Annotated in this window: 24 protein-coding genes; 12 read left to right on the forward strand and 12 right to left on the reverse strand. The window is 43.5% G+C overall.

All coding sequences use genetic code 11. The features are described 5' to 3' along the window. Nucleotides 1-37 precede the first annotated feature (37 nt). The 4 genes from K6V30_RS00690 (at nucleotide 38) to K6V30_RS00705 (ending at nucleotide 2,029) form a co-directional block, all read left to right on the forward strand. Nucleotides 38-472, forward strand: a complete 435-nt coding sequence (locus K6V30_RS00690) for a YidH family protein (protein ID WP_010539425.1) — start codon at nucleotides 38-40, stop codon at nucleotides 470-472. Between the two features lie 86 nt (nucleotides 473-558). After that, the gene (locus tag K6V30_RS00695) at nucleotides 559-1,368 is read left to right on the forward strand and encodes a metal ABC transporter permease (protein WP_055270526.1); all 810 of its coding nucleotides are present in this window, start codon (nucleotides 559-561) and stop codon (nucleotides 1,366-1,368) included. A gap of 14 nt (nucleotides 1,369-1,382) precedes the next feature. Next, complete coding sequence (tsaE, locus tag K6V30_RS00700) at nucleotides 1,383-1,796, forward strand: tRNA (adenosine(37)-N6)-threonylcarbamoyltransferase complex ATPase subunit type 1 TsaE (RefSeq protein ID WP_008759702.1); 414 nt, start codon at nucleotides 1,383-1,385, stop codon at nucleotides 1,794-1,796. After that, nucleotides 1,793-2,029, forward strand: coding sequence for an immunity 17 family protein (locus K6V30_RS00705; RefSeq protein WP_010539428.1), 237 nt, complete (start codon nucleotides 1,793-1,795; stop codon nucleotides 2,027-2,029). Before tsaE ends, K6V30_RS00705 begins: the two co-directional genes overlap by 4 nt. A gap of 35 nt (nucleotides 2,030-2,064) precedes the next feature. On the opposite strand, the gene K6V30_RS00710 is transcribed toward K6V30_RS00705, so the two are convergent. From K6V30_RS00710 to K6V30_RS00735, 6 genes are read right to left on the reverse strand one after another with little or no spacing between them, the layout of a single operon-like run. Further along, on the reverse strand, nucleotides 2,065-3,375 hold the full coding sequence (locus K6V30_RS00710) for a DUF58 domain-containing protein (RefSeq protein WP_055270528.1): 1,311 nt from the start codon (nucleotides 3,373-3,375) through the stop codon (nucleotides 2,065-2,067). 45 nt (nucleotides 3,376-3,420) lie between these two features. Further along, nucleotides 3,421-4,395 (reverse strand): AAA family ATPase, encoded by a 975-nt coding sequence (locus K6V30_RS00715; RefSeq protein WP_055270530.1) that lies wholly within the window; start codon nucleotides 4,393-4,395, stop codon nucleotides 3,421-3,423. Between the two features lie 11 nt (nucleotides 4,396-4,406). After that, complete coding sequence (locus K6V30_RS00720; protein ID WP_055270532.1) at nucleotides 4,407-5,681, reverse strand: DUF4350 domain-containing protein; 1,275 nt, start codon at nucleotides 5,679-5,681, stop codon at nucleotides 4,407-4,409. After that, on the reverse strand, nucleotides 5,678-6,292 hold the full coding sequence (locus K6V30_RS00725; protein WP_055270534.1) for a DUF4129 domain-containing protein: 615 nt from the start codon (nucleotides 6,290-6,292) through the stop codon (nucleotides 5,678-5,680). Before K6V30_RS00725 ends, K6V30_RS00720 begins: the two co-directional genes overlap by 4 nt. An 18-nt stretch (nucleotides 6,293-6,310) precedes the next feature. After that, nucleotides 6,311-7,246 carry a hypothetical protein gene (locus tag K6V30_RS00730; RefSeq protein ID WP_055270535.1) on the reverse strand — a complete coding sequence of 312 codons (936 nt, stop codon included), beginning with the start codon at nucleotides 7,244-7,246 and terminating at the stop codon, nucleotides 6,311-6,313. Beyond that, nucleotides 7,227-8,189, reverse strand: a complete 963-nt coding sequence (locus tag K6V30_RS00735; RefSeq protein WP_055270607.1) for a stage II sporulation protein M — start codon at nucleotides 8,187-8,189, stop codon at nucleotides 7,227-7,229. Before K6V30_RS00735 ends, K6V30_RS00730 begins: the two co-directional genes overlap by 20 nt. A gap of 100 nt (nucleotides 8,190-8,289) precedes the next feature. On the opposite strand from K6V30_RS00735, the gene K6V30_RS00740 reads away from it, so the two are divergent. After that, nucleotides 8,290-9,015: an RDD family protein gene (locus K6V30_RS00740; protein WP_010539435.1), complete on the forward strand. Its 726-nt coding sequence runs from the start codon at nucleotides 8,290-8,292 to the stop codon at nucleotides 9,013-9,015. A gap of 103 nt (nucleotides 9,016-9,118) precedes the next feature. Here K6V30_RS00740 and K6V30_RS00745 read toward each other — a convergent pair whose 3' ends face one another. The 4 genes from K6V30_RS00745 to dnaE all read right to left on the reverse strand — a co-directional run bounded on the left by K6V30_RS00745 (nucleotide 9,119) and on the right by dnaE (nucleotide 16,202). Next, the gene (locus K6V30_RS00745) at nucleotides 9,119-11,455 is read right to left on the reverse strand and encodes a right-handed parallel beta-helix repeat-containing protein (RefSeq protein WP_070101330.1); all 2,337 of its coding nucleotides are present in this window, start codon (nucleotides 11,453-11,455) and stop codon (nucleotides 9,119-9,121) included. 181 nt (nucleotides 11,456-11,636) lie between these two features. Next, nucleotides 11,637-11,972, reverse strand: coding sequence for a hypothetical protein (locus K6V30_RS00750; protein WP_010539437.1), 336 nt, complete (start codon nucleotides 11,970-11,972; stop codon nucleotides 11,637-11,639). 43 nt (nucleotides 11,973-12,015) lie between these two features. Beyond that, nucleotides 12,016-12,330, reverse strand: a complete 315-nt coding sequence (gene trxA, locus K6V30_RS00755) for a thioredoxin (protein WP_008759608.1) — start codon at nucleotides 12,328-12,330, stop codon at nucleotides 12,016-12,018. 68 nt (nucleotides 12,331-12,398) lie between these two features. After that, nucleotides 12,399-16,202 carry a DNA polymerase III subunit alpha gene (gene dnaE / locus K6V30_RS00760; protein WP_010539438.1) on the reverse strand — a complete coding sequence of 1,268 codons (3,804 nt, stop codon included), beginning with the start codon at nucleotides 16,200-16,202 and terminating at the stop codon, nucleotides 12,399-12,401. A 161-nt stretch (nucleotides 16,203-16,363) separates the two neighbouring features. On the opposite strand from dnaE, the gene K6V30_RS00765 reads away from it, so the two are divergent. The 3 genes from K6V30_RS00765 to K6V30_RS00775 all read left to right on the forward strand — a co-directional run bounded on the left by K6V30_RS00765 (nucleotide 16,364) and on the right by K6V30_RS00775 (nucleotide 18,134). After that, nucleotides 16,364-17,050: a phosphatidylserine decarboxylase family protein gene (locus tag K6V30_RS00765; RefSeq protein WP_008759606.1), complete on the forward strand. Its 687-nt coding sequence runs from the start codon at nucleotides 16,364-16,366 to the stop codon at nucleotides 17,048-17,050. Between the two features lie 10 nt (nucleotides 17,051-17,060). Continuing rightward, on the forward strand, nucleotides 17,061-17,768 hold the full coding sequence (pssA, locus tag K6V30_RS00770; RefSeq protein ID WP_010539439.1) for a CDP-diacylglycerol--serine O-phosphatidyltransferase: 708 nt from the start codon (nucleotides 17,061-17,063) through the stop codon (nucleotides 17,766-17,768). Nucleotides 17,769-17,834: 66 nt separating this feature from the next. Further along, a complete protein-coding gene (locus tag K6V30_RS00775) occupies nucleotides 17,835-18,134 on the forward strand; it encodes a DUF4834 family protein (protein ID WP_010539440.1) in 300 nt (99 codons plus the stop codon). 6 nt (nucleotides 18,135-18,140) lie between these two features. Here the strand turns inward: K6V30_RS00775 and K6V30_RS00780 are convergent, their stop codons facing one another. Beyond that, complete coding sequence (locus K6V30_RS00780) at nucleotides 18,141-18,581, reverse strand: nucleoside deaminase (protein ID WP_055270539.1); 441 nt, start codon at nucleotides 18,579-18,581, stop codon at nucleotides 18,141-18,143. 2 nt (nucleotides 18,582-18,583) lie between these two features. Continuing rightward, on the reverse strand, nucleotides 18,584-18,817 hold the full coding sequence (locus tag K6V30_RS00785; RefSeq protein WP_008759602.1) for a hypothetical protein: 234 nt from the start codon (nucleotides 18,815-18,817) through the stop codon (nucleotides 18,584-18,586). 67 nt (nucleotides 18,818-18,884) lie between these two features. On the opposite strand from K6V30_RS00785, the gene K6V30_RS00790 reads away from it, so the two are divergent. From K6V30_RS00790 to K6V30_RS00805, 4 genes are all read left to right on the forward strand, one after another. After that, nucleotides 18,885-19,250 carry a YraN family protein gene (locus K6V30_RS00790; protein WP_055270540.1) on the forward strand — a complete coding sequence of 122 codons (366 nt, stop codon included), beginning with the start codon at nucleotides 18,885-18,887 and terminating at the stop codon, nucleotides 19,248-19,250. Between the two features lie 50 nt (nucleotides 19,251-19,300). After that, entirely contained in the window at nucleotides 19,301-19,657 is a 357-nt protein-coding gene (locus K6V30_RS00795) for an MmcQ/YjbR family DNA-binding protein (protein WP_010539444.1), read from the forward strand. After that, entirely contained in the window at nucleotides 19,641-20,405 is a 765-nt protein-coding gene (locus K6V30_RS00800) for a biotin--[acetyl-CoA-carboxylase] ligase (RefSeq protein ID WP_055270542.1), read from the forward strand. The genes K6V30_RS00795 and K6V30_RS00800 overlap by 17 nt, the downstream gene beginning before the upstream one ends. Before the next feature lie 65 nt (nucleotides 20,406-20,470). After that, nucleotides 20,471-22,174: a S41 family peptidase gene (locus K6V30_RS00805; protein ID WP_055270544.1), complete on the forward strand. Its 1,704-nt coding sequence runs from the start codon at nucleotides 20,471-20,473 to the stop codon at nucleotides 22,172-22,174. The last annotated feature ends 40 nt before the right edge of the window (nucleotides 22,175-22,214 follow it).

Here is a 22,214-nt window from a genome sequence, read left to right on the forward strand (position 1 = left end):
ATAAGTAACTTTGCAGAAATTTGAATCAGTACAGACTATGTGGATACTTATTATAGGTCTAGTGTTGCTAGGTATCATTGCATTGATAGCCGGCTATATCCGCAACAACAGACTGAAAAAGAAAATAGAAAGAGGCGAACTGGATCACATGCCGGAAGTGAAAGAAGTAGATGCAGAATGCTGCGGACAACACGAAGTGTGCGAAAAGGACAGCCTGCTGGCTGCTGTCAGCAAAAAAATAGAGTACTACGATGACGAAGAACTGGATCTGTTCATCGGAAAAGAGGCGGATGCTTATACGGAAGAAGAAACAAACCAATTCAGGGATGTGTTATATACTATGCAGGATATCGATGTAGCAGGCTGGGTACGCAGTTTACAGCTTCGCGGCATTGAACTGCCGGATGACCTCAAAGATGAAGTTTTTCTGATCATCGGAGAAAGAAGAACCGCAGGACACAAAGAGGCCTGACCGCCTGCACATCATCTGTCATCGGTCGATAGTAGCCGCGTGGAATTTGTTATTTATCATATAACTTGTAATCAATAACTAAAGAAGTGGATTTACTACAATATACATTCTTCCAACATGCTCTGCTAGGCAGCTTACTGGCAAGCATCGCCTGCGGGATTATCGGTACTTACATTGTCACCCGCCGCCTGGTATTTATCAGTGGAGGAATTACTCACGCATCTTTCGGAGGAATAGGGCTGGGACTGTTCGCGGGAATTTCTCCCATATTGTCAGCCGCTGTCTTCTCCGTATTATCCGCATTCGGCGTGGAGTGGCTGAGCCGGCGGAAAGATATGCGCGAAGATTCCGCGATCGCGGTGTTCTGGACATTAGGAATGGCTTTAGGAATCATGTTCAGCTTCCTGTCACCGGGATTTGCTCCGGACTTATCAGCCTATCTTTTCGGTAATATCCTGACCATCAATCAGGCGGACCTGTGGATGCTCGGCACACTGGCATTCATACTGACCGGATTCTTTTATCTGTTTATCCGTCCAATCGTATCTATCGCATTCGACCGTGAGTTTGCCCGTTCTCAAAAGATTCCGGTAGAGGTATTCGAATATGTGCTGATGATGTTTATCGCCCTGACCATCGTTGCTTGTCTGCGCATGGTCGGCATCGTTCTGGCCATTTCACTGCTCACCATTCCGCAAATGACGGCAAACCTCTTCACGTACAGTTTCAAAAAAATCATCTGGCTGTCCATAGGTATCGGTTTTCTGGGATGTCTGGGCGGTCTGTTTATCTCTTATCATTGGAAAGTTCCTTCGGGAGCCTCGATTATATTCTTCTCCATCCTGATTTATGCCGTTTGCAAGATCGGAAAGAGTTGTTGCAAGAAACAGTCATAATAATAGAATAGTATATGGAAATCAAGATTCAATCATTGGAAAGTATCCACGAAGCAGCCCGCGAATTTATCGCTGCTATGGGTGATAACACTGTTTTCGCTTTATACGGCAAAATGGGAGCAGGCAAAACAACATTCGTCAAAGCTCTTTGCGAGGAACTGGGTGTATCAGACGTCATCAGTTCTCCTACTTTCGCTATCGTCAATGAATATCGTTCGGACGAAACCGGAGAATTGATCTATCATTTCGACTTTTACCGCATCAAAAAGTTAAGCGAAGTGTATGACATGGGATACGAAGATTATTTCTACAGCGGTGCCCTCTGCTTCATCGAATGGCCGGAACTGGTGGAAGAATTGCTGCCGGGGGATGCTGTAAAGGTTACGATTGAAGAACTGGAAGACGGAAGCAGAGTGATCAGACTATGACCGGACAATACATCGTACAAGCTATTTTTGCGCTAGCGGGAATCACCTCCCTGCTAGCCTCATTATTGAACTGGAACTGGTTCTTCACCACACGCAACGCCCAAACAATTGTCAGGAATGTAGGACGTGGCAGAGCACGGCTTTTCTACGGCATATTGGGAGTCATTATCATAGGGATGGCTGTATTCTTCTTTGTAGAAACCCGAAAGGCAATGGGACAATCCCCTTTTTAAACAAGAAATCACCAGTAATTTGAGACGAAACTCTGCTACAACAATTGCCGCGATTTCATCTCCAGATATTTATTGATTACATCAATCGACAGATTTTCGGGAGTTGTCAACAGCGAATAAATGCCGTTCTGCTTTAATGTAGAAACGATCAGTCGCTTCTCAAAAGCAAACTTTTCTGCAATCACATGCCGGTAATAATCTTCTGTATCTCGGGCCGGACTTTCTATATACGCCTTCAAGTCGGCATCCTCAAAGAAAACAACCAGTAAACGATGCTGACGATTAAGCTGCTGCAAATAAGCTAACTGGCGGTTCATGTTGCTGATGCTGGCAAAGTTGGTATATAGAACCAAAAGGCTACGCTTATTGACATGTTTGTTCAAATGCACGCAAAGAGCCGAGAAATCCGTTTCACCGAAAGTAGTCTGTTGGCTGTACAGCTTTTCAAGCAGCGTCTGCATGTGGCCGGGCTGTTTGGAAGCCGGAACAAAAGTATCAAAATGCTCGTCAAAGGTCACTAACCCTGCTTTATCCTCTTTCCGCATCGCTACATACGAAAGTACCAGTGAAGCATTGATAGCATAATCAAGCAAAGTCATTCCCCGAAAAGCCTGCTGCATCACTCTGCCTTTATCTATCACACTGTAAATCTGTTGAGAACGTTCGTCCTGATAAACATTCACCATCAACTCGTGCCGGCGGGCACTCGCTTTCCAGTTAATAGTCCGATAATCGTCTCCTTTTACATATTCCTTAATCTGCTCAAATTCCGTTTGATGACCTACCCGGCGGATACGCTTGATACCCAGTTCGGTCAGATTATCACTCATTGCCAGCAATTCATACCGGTGAAGCATCAGGTAGGAAGGGTATACTTTGATATCCTGTGGCTTCCCACACGTGTACCGACGAGAAAGCAAACCGATCTTGCCGGTTACAAATACGCGGATTTGTCCGAAAGAGTAAACGCCGCGACGGGTCGGGCGAAGATGATAACGGATCGTTTTCCCTTCGTCCGGCTGGAGAGTCGTCCGGAAGCTGATATCCCGATTCTGGAAGATAAAAGGTATTTCATCTATGATCTCCAACGAGATCGGACGCGGATAAGTACTTTCGACACGGATACTCACTTCATTATCATCCCCATTGGAGAAACGATCGGCACATCGACGGGATGCCTGAATCCCTTTGGTCTGATAGAGAGCATATCCATCTGCCAACACCAATAGTAACAAGGCTAAGAGCGCCCACTGCCCGAATCCAAAAAACGGAGCAAACAGATATCCGCTACCCAACAACAGGATAACCAGAATAAGGGCAATATAGAAACGACGGGTTAAGTACAATTTCGGGTTCTGAGTTTTAAGTTACGAATTATAGAGATCCGGTTATTATTTGGGAACCTCTACTTTATCGATCAAACGTTGGGTTACTTTTACCGGAGAATATCCTTCCATTTCCGCTTCTGCCGTCAGAATGAGACGATGCTGAAGTACATACGGAGCAACAAACTTAATATCTTCCGGTGTCACAAAGTCGCGTCCCTGCAAAAGGGCATACGCTTTGGAAGATTGCAGCATCGCCACAGAAGCACGCGGAGAAGCACCAAGGTATACGGCTTTGCTGGTACGCGTCTGCTGCACAATCAATGCTATATACTGGAGTAATGTACGGTCTACAAATACCTGATTCATCAAAGCACGCAGTGACAAGAGCTCTTCTTTGGTGATGACAGGCTTGATATCGTCCAGCTTAATTAATGAAACGTTCGTATGGTGACGTTCCAGAATATTTACTTCCTCCTCCAGCGAAGGATAATCCATCGTTATTTTCATCAAAAAGCGGTCGAGCTGCGCTTCGGGAAGTTTATAGGTTCCCTCCTGTTCCACCGGATTCTGTGTAGCAAGAATGGTATAAAGCTCTCCCATCTTATGAGTAATACCGTCAATGCTGATCTGACGCTCTTCCATCACCTCGAACAGGGCTGCCTGTGTTTTGGCAGGAGCACGGTTGATCTCGTCCACCAGTACGATATCAGCAAAGATCGGTCCCTGATGAAAGTCAAACTCATTGGTTTTCATATTGAACACAGTGGTACCCAACACGTCACTCGGCATCAAGTCCGGTGTGAACTGGATACGGCTGAAATCCGCATCAATCAGGCGGGCTGTCAGGCGGGCAAGCAATGTCTTTGCCACTCCCGGCACTCCTTCTATCAGCACATGACCATTGGCAAGGATTGCCGTCAGTACCAAATCCACCGTCTGTTCCTGACCCACAATAACGGAAGCAATCTGATCTTTCAATTCCTGTATCTTCTCGGAAAAGAGAGTTAAATCTACTCGCTGTTCTGTATTCTCTTCCATAAATATCTTCTTTAAATATGATTGATTATTTCATTCATTTTGTCAATAAATCCCTTCATTTCCTCACCGGAAAGGACACGTCCTCCATAAATCACCGGTCTGATTTCGCGGATAAACTTACTGATTTCTTCCACACTCATCCCCGTCTTCTGAGCAATCCGATGGAAAGAGCGCTCATCATCCGCCACTTCTTCCACATCTACCTGAATCTCTCTCCTCAACACTTCTGCAAAATAGGTAAACTTCTTATGAACCAGATTCGCATGGTCATGCTTTTGGTAATAAAGCGTACCTATCAGCTTGGTGAATTCAAGGGATTTGTTTTCCGGTTCATGCACTACGGGTATGGCCCGCTGCCGCCTTCGCGCCGTAAACACCATAAAGAGTAATATGGCAAACATCGACAGGTATATCGCCCAGCGAAGCGGTCTTTGCGACAGAAAATAACGCAAAGGAGATCGCTGCGTCTGAGCAGTTTCTGTCATATATCCTTCGGTACGGACGACAGGCAACTCTCCCATCTGCGATAATATACGGAATATATAAGTCGCATTTTTCTCGTCCAGCACTCCGTAGTTGGTAAAAAGCAAAGGAGTGGAAACCAAAATGACTTCTCCCTTCCCCCACGGACGAACCATAGCTACCAACGGATGATAATTGCGGGAAACTATCGCAGAGTCCAGTTCATCCAATGCATTCCCCATATCTTTTGCCAAATCAATCTCAGCCAATTTCCGTACCGGCAACGAGTCATATTGACGAAAATAGGATTTGCAGAACTGCGGATAAAAACGGAATATCTGTTGCGGATAGACTTCCGGATCACCGATCCAATATATACTGTCCCGCTTTAATAACGAAGCGGCATATTTCTTCAAATCGACCGATCTGAAATAAGAATAAGTGCAATCAAACTTCAGGGTGTCTTCCAGAAGCTTAGTAAAAGAGCTGCTTACCAGCATGATCTTATTCCCCCGGTCTGCCATTTTGAGCAGAGCATCAATATCGACCTTACTGAAAGGCAGGTTACTGGCTATCAGAAGTATTCCTTTATGATGGGCTGTATCTTCCTGCTCCAACTGATAAAAGGTCTTTCGGGACAGCGTGTATCCCGAAGGCAAAGAAACAGTCAGCAGGCTATCGAACACAGCACATCCGAAAGGCTGCTCATCATAGTGGCTAAAGGTAGGTGTCCATACAAACTTCTTCGGCAAGTGATATTCTATGGCAAACATCACTAGCAGAAAAGCACCTATAAAGATGATAAACCAACGGCTCCCCTTCATGAGTTACCCCCTTTCCCTATTTCTTCCTGCAAAGACTTCATAGAGTCAAAAAGTTCCCTCGTAGCCTCAAAATTACCGTAACGCACCCGCAGGAAATGATTGGTCAACTGGCGGAATACGGGTATCCGTACTTCATTGATATATTGTGTCGGTGTTTTGTAGGGCTGCCAGTCAATGCGTTTCTCATCACTAAGCCGCTTCAACGTCTGCAAATAAAGTAACCGCACTGCCTCCCGATAATCGGAACGGAACAGCGCATCGGCAATCCCTCCCGGAAAATCGACACCGTAAATCGTGTCTTCCTCTACCTCATAAGGGAGTTTATTTTTAGGCGAACGCATGAATAACTCCGGACGCTTCTTATAAAGAAACCATATAATAAGCACCAAAATAACAATGGCCAGACAGATCAATATAAGTCCGGAATATTCTTCGGCAAAACGGCTGCCGAATATCTTTCTCAACAACTCCCCAAACCGCCTACTCAGCCATTCAAAGACATTAATTTCAGGCGTAATCAGTTCACGATTGTAGTCATACGCCGGGTTGGATTGCCATTTGGCAATCTGCACGGTGTCGCAAACCAATGTATCAGCCGGGGATGTCAGCATCTATTCTTAAATATTAGTTTAGAGTTTATCAAAATTATCGATATCACTTTCTACAGTGACGCTATCTACTACCTCCGAAGCGTGCCCATACTGATAGGCTAATCCGACATAGGTGAAGATCATCGAAACATAAGCGCCGAATGCCTGAACAATGCCAAGCAGATAAAGGAGAAAACTATATCCAGCCGATACGGTCGTCTCACTTCCCGCATCACTCATAGAGAAGAAATATTTCACCAGCGTAGCGATATACCACGGCATCATGGTAACGCTCTGCAATACATTGGCTATGATTCCCATTATTAAAGAGATCAGAAAGATGCCTCCCCATGTGGCAAACCCGAGTCGGAATGTTTTTTTGAAAGCCTCCATCACGGTAATGTCCTCAAACAAGTAGATGGGCGCCCATAAAGCAAGCGGCACGGTGAATGCAATAATAACAGGAATGGTCAGAAACAAAGTGAACAGTGATAAAGCAGCGAGGACACCTATCACAACCCCCACGATGAGTACCAGCAGGATACCGAAAAGTGTCAGTATAAGCAATTTCTTTATATTGTGAAACAGCAAAGGTTTCAAACTTCCCAATGTGATTCCCTCCAATCGTTCTTCCCGTTCATTATAAGTCCGGATCATTGCATAGATCAAGGAAGTCAATAAGATAGTCCCTATCATAAAGACAAGCATATATAGACCGTAATAGGACATGAATCCCACTAAGGAACTCGGACTGGCAGCCATGGCAGTAGTACTGGCCACTGCAGATATTTTCAGCGCTCCTCCCATCAGCCCGTTCAAGCTCAATGCCTGAATAAGGCTTACCGGCAAAAGCAGATAAGTAATGAACTTCAACAACAGTTTCCAGTTCTCTTTTATGAAGTCAAAAGAAGCGTTCAACTTTTCACCAAAGGAACGTTTCACATACATTGCAACCTTAGGTTTCTGTGATTCCATGTTTTTTTCTATTTGGTAAGTAAATATAGTAAAAGATAATAAATGCAAGGGATGTCAGGATGATTCCGAGCCTCAACATATCGGGAAGTTCGGTGTGGCGGGTGATAAAGCCTTCGATAAATCCTGCCATAATAAACACAGGTACCGTACCGATCACAATCTTCAACCCTCTTTTCGCTCCTCTGCGGAACGATTCCAGCCTGGAGTAGGTTCCGGGAAACAGCCAGCCGTTACCTAAAGCAAGTCCGGCAGCACCGGCTACGATAATCGACCATATTTCAAGCGTCCCGTGCAACCAGATAGCAAGAGCCGCCTCCTTGAGCAGACCATGTTCATGAAAGAACGTCTGAAATGCCCCTACCATGATTCCATTTTGAAGGAGAATGAAGCCTGTACCAAAGCTGGTCAATATGCCCGATGCAAAACACAGGAAAGATACTCTCACATTATTGATTGTAATGCCCAGAAACATCGGAGCTTCGGGAGAGCCATTGTATACTGCCATCGGCTCACCTCTGGCGATATTATCCAGCGTCATATCCACATACCTGTTTCCTAATATCAGACGCACAAACTCAGAATCGTTGGCAGCAGAAACAGCCCCGATCAGCATGCAGACCGCAAAGATAATAAAGGAAGTTAATAACTCCCGGCGGGCATCATACATGGTTTGCGGCACTTCCTGCGTCCAAAAGGTGATAATCCGTGTCCACTTCTCGCGTTTACTCCGATAGATTTCATTATGCAGGGCTGAAGCGAGATTATTTAAATAAATGGTAATGCGGGAAGTCGGGAAATGAGTCTGGGCGAAAGCAAGGTCGGCAGTCAACTCCGTATAGGCGTCGGCCAGTTGGTCAGGGGACAGAGTTGCAGCCTGTTCCACCACCTTCTCGGTCTCTTTCCATTTCTCGATATTCCGACGGATAAACGTTACTTCCTTCATGCTTTTCAGAGATTTCGGATAAGTTTTGTCCGAAACCGGAAGCAAAAGTAAAAGAATTATGATATATTTGCAACTTAAACCTAAAAATGTTTAACCAAGAATGGCAGAATCTACAATTATTACCGGTCAGTTTGTTCGAATCAGCCAAACGCCCGCCAGTATCGGCGAACGATTGCTGGCTTTGGTCATCGATTATTTTCTGATCGTGATTTATCTATATTCTGTAACGACACTCATTGTCAAACTGCACTTATCCTCTGGAGTCGGCACGGTCTTCTTTCTGTGTCTCGTCTATTTGCCTGTACTTTTTTACTCGTTTCTCTGTGAGATGTTCAATCACGGACAAAGTTTCGGGAAACGTCTGATGAATATACGTGTCGTAAAATCAGACGGTTCTACTCCCAGCATCAGTGCTTATCTGTTGCGTTGGCTTCTATTCATTATTGATGGTCCTGCTACAGGAGGATTGGGGCTCTTAGTCGTCCTGCTGACTAAAAACAGTCAGAGACTGGGTGACCTGGCAGCCGGAACGATGGTGATTAAAGAGAAGAATTATCGCAAGATACACGTCAGCCTCGATGAATTTGATTATCTGACTAAAAATTATCACCCAACGTATCCACAATCTGCCGATTTATCACTGGAACAGGTGAATGTGATCACCCGGACATTGGAATCCGGTGAAAAGGATCGGGTAAGGCGCGTCACATTACTCGCCAAAAAGGTACAGGAAATCTTATCTGTTACCCCACGAGAGAATAATCAGGAAAAGTTCCTTCAAACGGTACTTAGGGATTATCAGTATTATGCGTTGGAGGAAATTTAAAATAAGAACTTACACAAGCTGTCGTCTTTCCACATAACGAATGAATTGTCTTATTTCTAGCAGTTTGAGAATATCCCTCTTTAATTTCCAGCTCAAAAAACAGTTAATCTAAAACTAAAGAAACCTTCAACTTCTGCTGATTTCTAAAACACTCCAATAGTAGTGCCTTTCTCCATTTATATTTATTAGTCAACCGTACCAATGTTTCTACAGAATCAATAACTTCTCCATAAATTGAATAAATTACATCATTTTCTTTCAATCCTGCATCCTGTATATTGACTGCATTATTCATTTTTAATATAATACATCCTTTTTCATCAGGCAAACCATAAGCTGACCGATCGCCCAAACCATTGACCAATCGGATTTCGGTCTTTTCCCACAAATAGGTCTGATTGGTATTGGCAGAATCTGAAACAAGCAGCTCGGAAAGTTCGGGCTTTTCAGCCTTCCGTTTCAAACGAGGAGAATACACTCCGAAAACATTCTGGGGAATATTCTCAAAACCAATTTCAAAGGCTTTGGAAGTATTCGATAAAGCAAAATTATAATGTTGATAATCGTCAAAAAGGAGTGTTCCGCTTGTACTATGTGCATCGGTGCCATCTTTTTGCACTTGCTTCAAAGCATTCTCCGAAGAGAAAAAATTATAATCGACCATCTTCCCCCAACTTTTTAACTCAATGGGAAGATAGGCTTGTGTAAACACGTTACGCCGGACAATATCACCGCAATTCTGAAACCATAAATGGGGATGCAGAGTATTGTTGATCAAGATATTATTCTCCACAACACGATTGAAACCTTCACGCAATTTAATTCCTCCATGCAAACAGACATTCCCGTATATATGAAAATTCGAACTGCCATCATCCAAATCGATATCCCAACCGTGGTCACAACGGAACCTGTTATAACGGATATAAGTAGTGAAAAGGGCATCCAGCAAAATCAGTTCAGGATGCTCTGCAACCATGGAGCTCATTTTTTCATAGGAAGGATGCCAGAAACGGTCTCTTCCCCACGAATTGAATGCCCCGTGATCACTTGTTTCCAATACAGTGGCAAACGCATCGTTATATTCAATAACATGTCCTCCGAACGAACCGTCTCCGATATTGATAGCAGCTCTCGGAACTCGGTATATGGTATTGTGTCGTACATTGATTCCTCTTGCCACTTGAATCTGAACACCGGCCACCTGTTTCTCTATCAGTCCAATATCATGGATAAGATTGTCTTCCACAAGACATTGGCGAGGATAAAATTCATTTTTCGGACCGGGTACTTTATCCATCAACTCATAAGGAACGGAGTGTTCATATTTAAACACTCCCGAACGTACAGTAGAAGTATCTCCTACGATACATACCGCACTCGCGCCAATCTGATGAATATAGTTCCCTTTGACAACACAGTCGTCGATGTGACGGCTAAGAAAAATGGCATTACCACCCAAACCGGTAAATTCGCAATCCTCAATACGGCAACGCTCCGCATTCTCTATAAAAACGGCTGCTCCCCGATAAATTGCCCAGTCACTACGCAATAACGGCTCATAGTCGGCCATGAAAGTACGGGAGGTCTGGCTAAAGCAAATTCCTCTTATCGTCACGTCACTAATCCACTCATTTTCAACCCCTTTAATTTTAATCAAACTTGGAATTTCAGCTATTTCAAACACCGCATCATCTATATTTTCATCCGAATAAGGATAATAGTACAAATATCCGGCTTTTCCATCTAGAAACCATTCTCCGGGTGCATCGAGTTCTTCGTATATATTTTCCACAAACCGATACTTATCATGCATATTTGACGGACGGTTATTCTGATATCCGCCCTCAAAAAGAACACCTTTGTCGTCTTTTCCTGTAATTACATAATGCATATCCCCCCAGTCTCTGGCATGTAACGTATGGATAAAACCACCTTCGGGAGATTTCCATCTCTTGACACGGGCTGGTGCAATCGCATCGGCAGCCGTTCCATTAAAAATGGCACCTTCTTCAAAATTAGGATAACGGGCAAGAATCCTTTTTTCTCCGTCAACAAACAGTTGATCACCCTTACCGGCTTCTGTCTTGCTTTTCCATATTCCGTTTTTCTGTTTCACCCAATTGAGGGAAAGTTTCCTGGCTCCACTTAGAACAACCGATTCATTATTATAAGCTGACAGTGTCAGTCTTTTATTCTTCCACTTATCGGCATCAATAACCAAGGATGTGTCCAAATAATACTTTCCTTCCCGAATATAGACATGAATCTCCTGATCGTCGGAATTCTCTCCTCTTTCGATAGCTTCATGAATATGCAATAAGGGACTGTCCAATGAACCGTCGGCAGAGTCATTTCCACAGGAAGAGATAAAATAAGTTTGTTGTCCTGTCACGGAAGTTACCATAAAAAGTAGTAATGTCAGCAATTTTATCTTCATAAGGCGAGATTATTGGTTAAAACGATATAGAACAAAGGTATTAATAAAAACACAACTTTGTTCCTTTTTATATTAAAATATTGAAATTTCAAATAGTAAAGACAAAAAGAAATAGCCTGAAAGATTCACGTCTTTCAGGCTATTATTCCTTTCATTTATCTACAGTGGTGACTAGCGACAATTAGTCCACCTGCCCCAGAGAGTTTCCATATTCCATTTCTCCCTGAACTACAAAAAGGATTTCTTCGGGATCATATTCTCCCATGTCGTCCTTCTTGGCTTCTTTCACGATGTAAGCTACGACCTCTTCCAAGTCGATGTTTACGTAGCCGTCGTTATCGGGCTGAGCGTCAAGAATGCCACTTTCTGAATAGTACTCGTCTATCAGATCGAGAAAATAGTACAGTTCATCATCCTCGAACTTCTCTTTCAGTTCCTGAGGCAGATAGTTCTTGATAAACTCGACGGTCTTTTCGTCATCGGCATCTTCTAATAAAAAATCATCTTCCAGTCCCATGGTTGTAAGTATTAAGTAATAAGTATTAAATATTAGACAAAGTCTAGAGAAGGTTCTTCACTTTTTCCACGAATACCGGTTTGGCGACTGCGCCTACCTGCTTGTCTACAATCTCACCATTCTTGAAGAACAAAACAGTAGGAATGTTGCGGATACCGTATTCGGCAGCCACATCGCTGTTATCATCCACATCGCATTTACCGATGATGACTTGTCCTTCAAACTCCGCAGCCAATTCTTCAATAATAGGAGCCACCATTTTACAAGGGCCACACCAGGGAGCCCAAAAATCCACCACAACAGGCTTTCCTTCTGCAAGGATTTCCTTATAGTTGCTGTCTGTAATTTCTAAAGCCATTTCTTTTTAAGTATTAAGTATTAATTATTATGTATTACTTCGTTTGTAGATTTGCGCTACAAAGATAATCAATTTATACGGAATCCAAGTTCGGGGCGCTCCTTTAAATATGTTATTAAATCTCTGCCTACCGAAAGCCTGACCGGACGGGAAATCAGATCGACCGACATACGGCTGTCCGTATCGTCCGTCACCTTGAAATAGAGTTCTGTATTACCGGGATGTTCTTTGGTCAAAGTCGCCAGCTCGGTAATAAGTCCCGAATTTAACACTGACAGAGGAATGATAATGGTGATCTTCTGCACCAATTCTTCTTTCACATCGGGCAGAAGTTCCATTGAAGTGATCTTGACTTCCAGCTCGTCCTGCCGCCATTGCTTGGCCTGACAACGGGCTTTGATATACAGGAACGTGCCTTCATTCAGATATCCCTGATAAGTCACCCAGTCATTTCCCCAGAAAGGTATTTCCGTAGAGCCCGAATAATCTTCGATCTTGGCAATACCATACGGATTACCATTCTTGCTGACTCCACGACGGACACTGGTCACAATGCCCCCCATTGTAATCTCCCGGCCTGCCAGAGCTGCTTTATCTTCCAAATCTGCCATATGGGTATTGCAGACGTGATCCAGCACAATCGCGAACTCATCCAGCGGATGGGCGGAAAGGTAAATACCTACCAGGTCGCGTTCCTTGTTCAGACGTTCGAGGTCGCCCCAGCGCTCTACTCCCTGAGGAATTTCGGGGGTGGCGATATCGACGACATTCGCTCCGCCGAACAATGAATTGATGGCAGCTCTCTTGTCTTCCTGATAGCGGTTGCCGTATCGCATTAAGGTTTCGAGGAATACTTCGCCCTTAGAGTTGACGGCAAAATACTGCTCCCGCTTCAATTCAGGGAAACTGTCGAAACCTCCCGCCAACGCCAGACATTCCATATTCTTTTTATTGCAGGCATTCAGATTGACACGTTGTACGAAATCAAAGATACCTTTGAATGGTCCGTTGGCATTACGTTCTTCTACAATGCTTTGCACAGCGGCTTCGCCTACGCCTTTCACCGCTCCCAGTCCGAAACGGATATTACCGTCATGGTTGACCGTAAACTTCAGGTTACTCTCATTCACATCCGGACCGAGCGTCTGGATACCCATTGCCTTGCATTCGTCCATCAGCTTCGTGATATCGGTAATGTTGGACAAACTTCGGCTCATGACAGCCGCCATGTATTCCGACGGGTAGTTCGCTTTCAGATAGGCTGTCTGATAAGCTACCCAAGAGTAGCAAGTAGCGTGCGATTTGTTGAACGCATAAGAGGCAAACTTTTCCCAGTCGGTCCAAATCTTTTCAAGTACTTTCGGGTCATGCCCGTTCTTGCGTCCGCCTTCGATAAACTTAGGCTTCATGTGATCCAGCTTATCACGCAGCTTCTTACCCATCGCTTTGCGAAGAGCATCGGACTCACCACGGGTAAAGTCCGCCAGCAGACGTGACAAAAGCATCACCTGTTCCTGATAGACCGTAATGCCATACGTATCTTTCAGATATTTCTCCATCACCGGAATGTCATATTCAATCGGCTTACGGCCATGCTTACGGTCGATGAAGTCCGGAATATAATCCATCGGACCCGGACGATAGAGGGCATTCATAGCGATCAAATCTTCGAAGGTAGAAGGCTGCAATTCGCGCAGGTACTTCTGCATTCCGGCAGATTCAAACTGGAATGTTCCGATGGTACGTCCGTCACTATATAATTTGTAAGTTGCCGGATCGGTAATATCGATCTGGTCTACGTCTATCTCCAGACTACGACTCAGACGGATATTCTCAACCGCCTCCTTAATAATAGACAATGTTTTCAATCCGAGGAAGTCCATCTTGATCAATCCGGTATCCTCGATCACCGAACCTTCATACTGGGTAACGAGCATCTTTTCGCCCGTTTCCTTATCGTCGGCCGTACTTACAGGCACCCAGTCGGTAATGTCGTCACGACAGATAATCGTACCGCAGGCATGCACACCGGTACCACGAACGTTACCTTCAAGCATTTTGGCATACTTAAGAGTGTCTCGCACCAACGGGTCGGACGATGCCTCAGCCGCTTGCAGTTCGGGGACGTATTCGATGGCATTCCGCAGGTTCAACTTCTTGTCCGGGATTTTATCCGGAACCAGCTTTGCCAGACGGTCGGACTCCGAGAGAGGAAGTTTCTGTACACGGGCAACGTCTTTGATAGCCAGTTTGGTAGCCATCGTACCATACGTGATGATATGCGCTACTTTTTCCTGACCATATTTATTGGTTACCCAGCGAAGCACTTCACCACGACCGTCGTCATCGAAGTCCACATCGATATCGGGCAACGAAATACGGTCCGGATTCAAGAAACGCTCGAACAGCAAGTCGTATTGGATAGGGTCGATCTTGGTGATACCCAGACAGTAAGCCACTGCCGAACCGGCAGCCGAACCACGTCCGGGCCCTACCGATACGCCCAGTTCCGAGCGTGCGGCATTGATAAAGTCCTGCACTATCAAGAAGTATCCAGGGAAACCCATCGTTTTCATGATGTACAACTCGAAGTTGAGCCGTTCTTTCACTTCTTCCGACAAAGGGTCGCCATATATTCTTTTCGCACCGTCAAATGCTAACTTTGCCAGATAGTCGCCTTCAAGTTTGATACGATACAGTTTCTCATATCCCCCCAGACGTTTGATCTTGGCCTGTCCTTCCTCTTCGCTCAGCACCACATTACCATTTTCGTCCTGTGTAAACTCATCGAACAGGTCTTTCTCCGTATATTTGGCACGATATCCTTCTTCTGTCCCGAAGTCTTCGGGAATAGCGAAGGTAGGCATGATAGGTGCATGGTCAATCGAATAATATTCGACTTTATCTAGAATTTCCAGCGTATTGCTTAGTGCCTCGGGAATATCTGCAAAGAGTTCATTCATCTCTTCACGGGTCTTCATCCATTCCTGTTTGGTATACAGCATACGAGTCGGGTCATCCAGGTCTTTGCCTGTACTCAGACAGATCAGACGGTCGTGCGCCTCGGCATTCTCTTCATCCACAAAATGGACGTCGTTGGTGCAGATCAGCTTGATATTATACTTCCGGGCATACTCCTGCAAGTATTTGTTCACATTTACCTGTAGCGGATAACATTCATGATTGGCACGGGGTACAGTCGCCTTATGGCGCTGCATCTCCAGATAGTAGTCATCACCAAACAGGTTCTTATACCATTGAATCGCTTCTTCGGCTTCGGCAAACTGCCCTGCGGTAATACGCTTCGGCACCTCGCCACCCAGACACGCCGAGCAGACAATCAGACCTTCGTGATACTTCTCCAGCTCACTGCGGTCGGTACGCGGACGCATATAGTACCCGCGCGTCCACGCGTGCGATACTAATTTAATAAGGTTATGATAACCTTTCTCATTCTTGGCAAGTACAATCAGGTGATAACCGCTTTGGTCCGGCTTCCCTTCTTTCAAGTCCATCGTACGGCGGGCGACGTACATCTCACAACCGATAATCGGTTTAAAGAGCTTGTTCTCCGCCTCCACGATCTTCGCCTTGCAGGCAGCTATCTCCGCCTCCTTATCCTCACATTCCACTGTGCCGGCTTCAATCCCTGCAATCCGCTTCTTCAGATCCTTGATTTCCCCTTTCGGACCGCTATTCTTCTTATTGACATAGTTCGTAAATTCCTTGATGCCGAACATATTTCCATGATCGGTCACGGCAATACCCTTCATCCCATTTTTCATGGCTTTATCTACCAGACGGGCGACACTTGCCTGACCATCCAGTAGAGAATATTGCGTATGAACGTGTAAATGAACGAAATCCTGCATAATGATAAGTAGTTAATTTGAAGGCATAAAATTACTACCTCCCGCGTTATAAACAAAAATAATCCTCAAAAAGTTATCAACACTCGCATTTCTCTGCTCATTTACTTGCTGTTTTTTTAAAATAAGTATATTTTTGCACACAATATCATTAAACAGCATTCATGGGCCGACTAAAGAAATTAAAAAAGATACGTATTCACCGCGAAGGAACACATATATTATGGGCTAGCTTTTTGCTATTGCTACTGATCAATGCGGCTCTTTACTGGGGAATAGATTGCAAAATTCCTTTTTATGTGGTAGCAGTAGCCAGTATTGCAGTATATCTGCTGATGGTTAACTTCTTCCGCTGTCCGATTCGACTTTTCGGGAAGGATACGGAGAAAATAGTCGTTGCTCCTGCCGACGGCAAAATCGTAGTCATTGAAGAAGTAGACGAAAACGAATATTTTCATGACCGTCGACTGATGATCTCTATCTTCATGAGCATCGTAAACGTACATGCGAACTGGTACCCGGTGGACGGCACTATTAAAAAAGTAGCCCACCACAACGGTAATTTCATGAAAGCATGGCTGCCCAAAGCAAGTACGGAGAACGAACGCTCTACAGTAGTTATAGAAACTCCGGAAGGAGTGGAAGTGCTGACCCGACAAATTGCGGGAGCCGTGGCACGCCGCATTGTCACCTACGCTGAAGTAGGAGAAGAATGCTATATCGACGAACACATGGGGTTCATCAAATTCGGTTCCCGTGTGGATGTATATCTGCCCCTCGGCACGGAAGTCTGTGTCAACATGGGACAACTAACGACCGGTAACCAAACGGTTATCGCCAAACTTAAATAATTCGGTCACAATGACAAATGTTATAAAGAACAATATTCCGAATACAGTAACCTGCCTGAACCTTTTCTCCGGTTGTATCGCTTGTGTCATGGCTTTCGAAGCCCGATATGACCTGGCACTGCTTTTTATTATTCTGAGCGCTGTCTTCGATTTCTTCGACGGCATGCTGGCTCGTGTTCTGAATGCACACTCAATCATCGGAAAAGACTTGGATTCACTTGCTGATGATGTAAGTTTCGGTGTGGCCCCTTCGCTGATTGTATTCTCCTTATTAAAAGAGATGTACTATCCGGCAAGTATGGAATTCATAGCTCCTTACCTGCCTTATGCAGCCTTCCTGATTTCCGTATTCTCAGCGTTGCGACTGGCAAAGTTCAACAATGATACCCGCCAGACCAGTTCTTTCATTGGCCTCCCTGTTCCGGCAAACGCTTTGTTCTGGGGTTCTTTCGTCGTGGGAGCACATGACTTCTTGGTCTCCGAAAACTGCCATCCTGTCTACATTCTTCTATTGGTTTGTCTGTTTTCATGGTTACTGGTGTCAGAGATACCGATGTTCTCGCTGAAGTTTAAGAATCTTTCATGGAGTACTAATAAAATCAGTTTCATTTTCTTGATTGTATGTATCCCATTCCTCATTTTCTTGGGTATTAGCAGCTTCGCAGCAATCATTGTCTGGTATATTTTACTTTCACTTTTTACAAGAAAAAGTAAATAAACAATCTCTTGGCACGTTTGTTGTACTATGAGTTTCATCGAAGTTACAACATAAAATCATCGCCCAATGCATATATTTTTATTTTTACTTCTTTTTCTGGCTGCCATTGTCATATTTGGCCTTTCGATTGTCGGATTTATATTAAGAGCCATCTTCGGGCTTGGTCGTGGTTCGTCTTCCCGGACGAAGCAGACGGATAGTGGACAAAACAACCAGCAGCAAAGCCGTCCCGGCTACACTCAGAACATCGATAACCGTACAGATAACGAAGAAGAAATTTTCTCTGAAAACAGACCGAGAACCAAACATAAGAAAATATTCACTCAGGATGATGGTGAATACGTGGATTTTGAGGAAGTAAAATAATGCAATTTATTTTCTTCGGGATGCGAAGAATTCCTTCATCAGTGCAGCACATTCGTCTGCAAGGATACCTTTTACAACTACCGTTTTAGGATGCAGCGCTTGTGCCGCATATCGCTGATACCCGCGTTTATCATCTTCCGCACCAAAAACAAGTTTTCCCGTTTGTGCCCAGGCAATAGCACCGGCACACATCACACAGGGCTCTACGGTGACATACAGTGTACATTCGTTCAGGTACTTTCCGCCAAGCACATTGGCCGCAGCAGTAATAGCCTGCATTTCGGCATGGGCTGTCACATCATTCAATGTTTCTGTCAGGTTATGGGCACGGGCAATGATTCGCTCTTTACAGACAACCACTGCCCCTACAGGAACTTCTCCCCGCTCTGCAGCCTTGCCTGCCTCTATCAATGCCTGTTTCATAAAATAAGTATCGTCCAGTGTCATAATCAGCGTCTCATATCATGTTCTCCGAAGAGGGTAGGATAATCTTCTTCCATATTTTTATGGATAAACATAAGAATCGTTTCACGAAGCCAGCGCGACTTATTCGTTATCTTATATTTTTCCAGATAACGATCGACAATCAGCTGCTCGTCTTCGCTTAACAAAATGCTCATTCGCCGTTCCCGTTTGGTATACTCAGCATGCATTTTCAGGCACTTTTTGCTCCTTTTTCTCATATCTTCTGCAAAATTACTTTTACTTCTGTAAAAACAAAGAATAAAAGCTGTAAATTTGCAAAAAAAGATGGCTGAACACAATGAATTAGGGAAAGCAGGGGAAAATGCCGCAGTAGCCTATCTCGAAGAACATGGTTATCTTATCCGCCACAGGAACTGGAGAAAGGGACACCTTGAGCTGGATATCGTAGCTGCTAAAAAGAATGAACTGGTGATAGTAGAAGTAAAAACACGCAGTAATACTCTGTTTGCCCAACCGGAAGAGGCGGTAGATTTACCAAAGATTAAACGAACGGTGCGTGCAGCAGACACCTACATGAAACTGTTTCAAATAGATGTTCCGGTACGCTTTGATATTATAACTGTAATCGGTGAGAACGGAAATTTCAGAATAGACCATATAAAGGAAGCTTTTTATCCTCCTTTATTTTAATATAGAACAAGTATTTTAATAAAGAGCAAAAACATAGAATTGAAAGACTTATGAATGTAGAAACTATCAGGGAGTACTGTTTAAGCAAAAAAGGGGCAACCGAATCATTTCCATTCGATGACGTATCACTTGTAATAAAGGTGATGAATAAAATGTTTGCCCTCATCGACTTGGAAGGAGCAAACTCTATCGCACTGAAATGTGACCCGGAACGTGCCATCGAATTGCGTGACTATTATACAAGTATCGAAGGTGCCAGCCATTTCAACAAGAAATACTGGAATAGAATCAACTTCGGTATGGATGCGGATGACAAACTTATCAAAGAACTCGTTGATCATTCTTATGAAGAGGTCATCAAAAAATTCACTAAAAAACTGCGTGCTGAATATGATGCCCTCCCTTGATACACTATTTCCTGTTCCATTGATTCATATCAGTGAGACAAACTCTACAAACAGCTATCTGCAGACTCTTTGTTCCAAACAGCAGGAAGTTGCAGAATTCACGACGGTAGTTGCCGACTTCCAGACATCCGGACGTGGACAACGTGGCAATTCGTGGGAGTCTGAGCCCGGGAAAAATCTTCTTTTCAGTTTTGTTCTTTTTCCAGAGTTTCTGGAAGCGCGCCGGCAGTTTTTAATTTCCCAAGTTGTGTCGCTGGCTATTAAAGAGGAACTGGATAGCTATACGGACGATATTTCCATCAAATGGCCGAATGACATTTACTGGAAAAATAAAAAAATATGTGGCATGCTGATCGAAAATGATCTGATGGGACGTACTATCAGACAAAGCATTTCCGGCATCGGAATCAACGTGAACCAGGAAGCATTCCACAGTTCAGCCCCAAACCCGGTTTCGCTTCAACAAATCACAGGAAAACAATATGAAATTTTCGGGATTCTCAGAAATATCATGCTCCGCGTTCAATCTTATTATGAATTACTCCGAAACGATGATACTGAATTTATAGCCAACCGATATGAAAAAGCGCTTTTCAGAAAAGAAGGGATGCATCGATATAAAGACCCTGATGGAGAATTCTTTGCGAGAATTGTTTGTGTAGAGCCCGAAGGAAGACTCATACTGGAAGACGAAACGCTGAGAAAAAGAGGCTATATGTTTAAAGAGGTAGAATATTTATTGATATAATACATACATCCTAAAGAAGAAAACATTACCTTTGAGTTTGCTATATAAAAAACACCTTTAATTTTATGAAGAAAATACAGTATGTCAAGTTACTTGGTCTTTTGACCGTTTTATTACTCCTCAACATATCATGTAAAGATGATGACACTCTACTGCGAGGTAGTGGAATTACAGAACAAAGCTGGTCTACTAACCAAACATATTTTGCCTCAGCAGAGCAAACCCTCACTTTTACTTTCACAACTCTGTCCAGCTGGACTGCTCAAAACAGTTCTGCCGCATTATTATCATTAGATAATGATGCAGGAAACTCCGGGAAAAACACCATAAAAATTACGGTACACAAGTCTTCTCAGGAACAAGGTACCATTACGATTAAAGTAAATGGATATTCCTCTACCAGCAATATAAAAATCCAGTTGAGTAATGATAATGTAGAAGGATACGAAATCAACTATAGCGTAGATCAATATTTGAAGGAAAAATACTTGTGGAATGATGATTATAAATTACTAACTCCCAATTTCAAGCAAGCTTATGATGACTTTTTAAGAAACACATTGCTAAGCATGACTACTAATACATTGGACAAAAAACGCAATAGTAATGGTACCTATTCATTATTTTCATTTATCCAAAAGCTAGATCCGGATTTACAATCTTCCCGAAGTGCCAAGGAGAAAAAAAACTTAGAGTATAATTATGGGTTCGTAAACTTTGTAGCCGTTCAAACCCGTAATACTTCCAATATTGTTTTTGTCATACAAGGAGTACATAAAGGATCATCTGCCGATAAAGCAGGGCTAAAACGTGGAATGGAAATAGCCGAAATAAACAATCAAAAGATAACAACGTCTAATGTGCAAACGTATTACTCTAAATTGATGCAGCCGTCCTCTCCAACTTCTATAGAAGTTAAAGACAAAGATGGAAAAGTATATACAATAGACTCCGGACCTATTTATGTAAATCCAATCATTCATCACCAAGTCAACGGACAGACCGGTTATTTGGTATATTCGGCCTTTGAATCCGGCTTTGATCAGGAACTATTCGATGTATTCAAAGAATTTAAAAACCAAGGTATAGAAGAGTTAATTCTAGATCTCCGTTACAACGGAGGAGGAGATGTTACATCAGCCAATCTCATATCCAGTTGCATCGCCGGAGATTTTTGCATTGGAAAGACATTCGCTTCATACCGATATAATGATGGGCGCATGAAAGCCCTTAACAATCAACGTCCTATTCAAAAATTTGTATATTCTCTGTATGACAATTTAAATACTTCTCTCTCTGACGGAGGTTTAAATCTACGGAAAATCTACTGCCTTGTTACCGACGACTCTGCATCTGCAAGTGAATTAGTAATCAATGCACTGAGAGGAATTGATATCGAAGTTGTTCTAATCGGCACTACTACACATGGGAAAAACGTAGGAATGGAAGGAGTAGAACTGACTGTTGATACAGACAAATATCTGCTTTTCCCTATAACTTTCCAGGCATACAATGCTAAAGGCTTTGGAGACTTTGAGAACGGTTTTACACCTGACTACGAAATAAATGAAAATAAGCCTAACGGAGAATATTTCGAAGGGTATGGAGACTTTGGTACAGAAAGTGATCCTTTATATGCCAAAGCAATCAGTTTGATTTCAGGAACGGACTTAGTAACCACTACCCCTACAAGGGCAGCAAATCAAGCTAAAGAACAAGCACAAATAATAGCTACACCTAATTTGAACCGCATCGGTATGATAAAATAAGATTGCATACATTGTTATTATAGAGAAAGAGGTGAACCGC

It is taken from the genome of Bacteroides faecis (assembly GCF_020091505.1).
Lineage (GTDB): Bacteria > Bacteroidota > Bacteroidia > Bacteroidales > Bacteroidaceae > Bacteroides > Bacteroides faecis.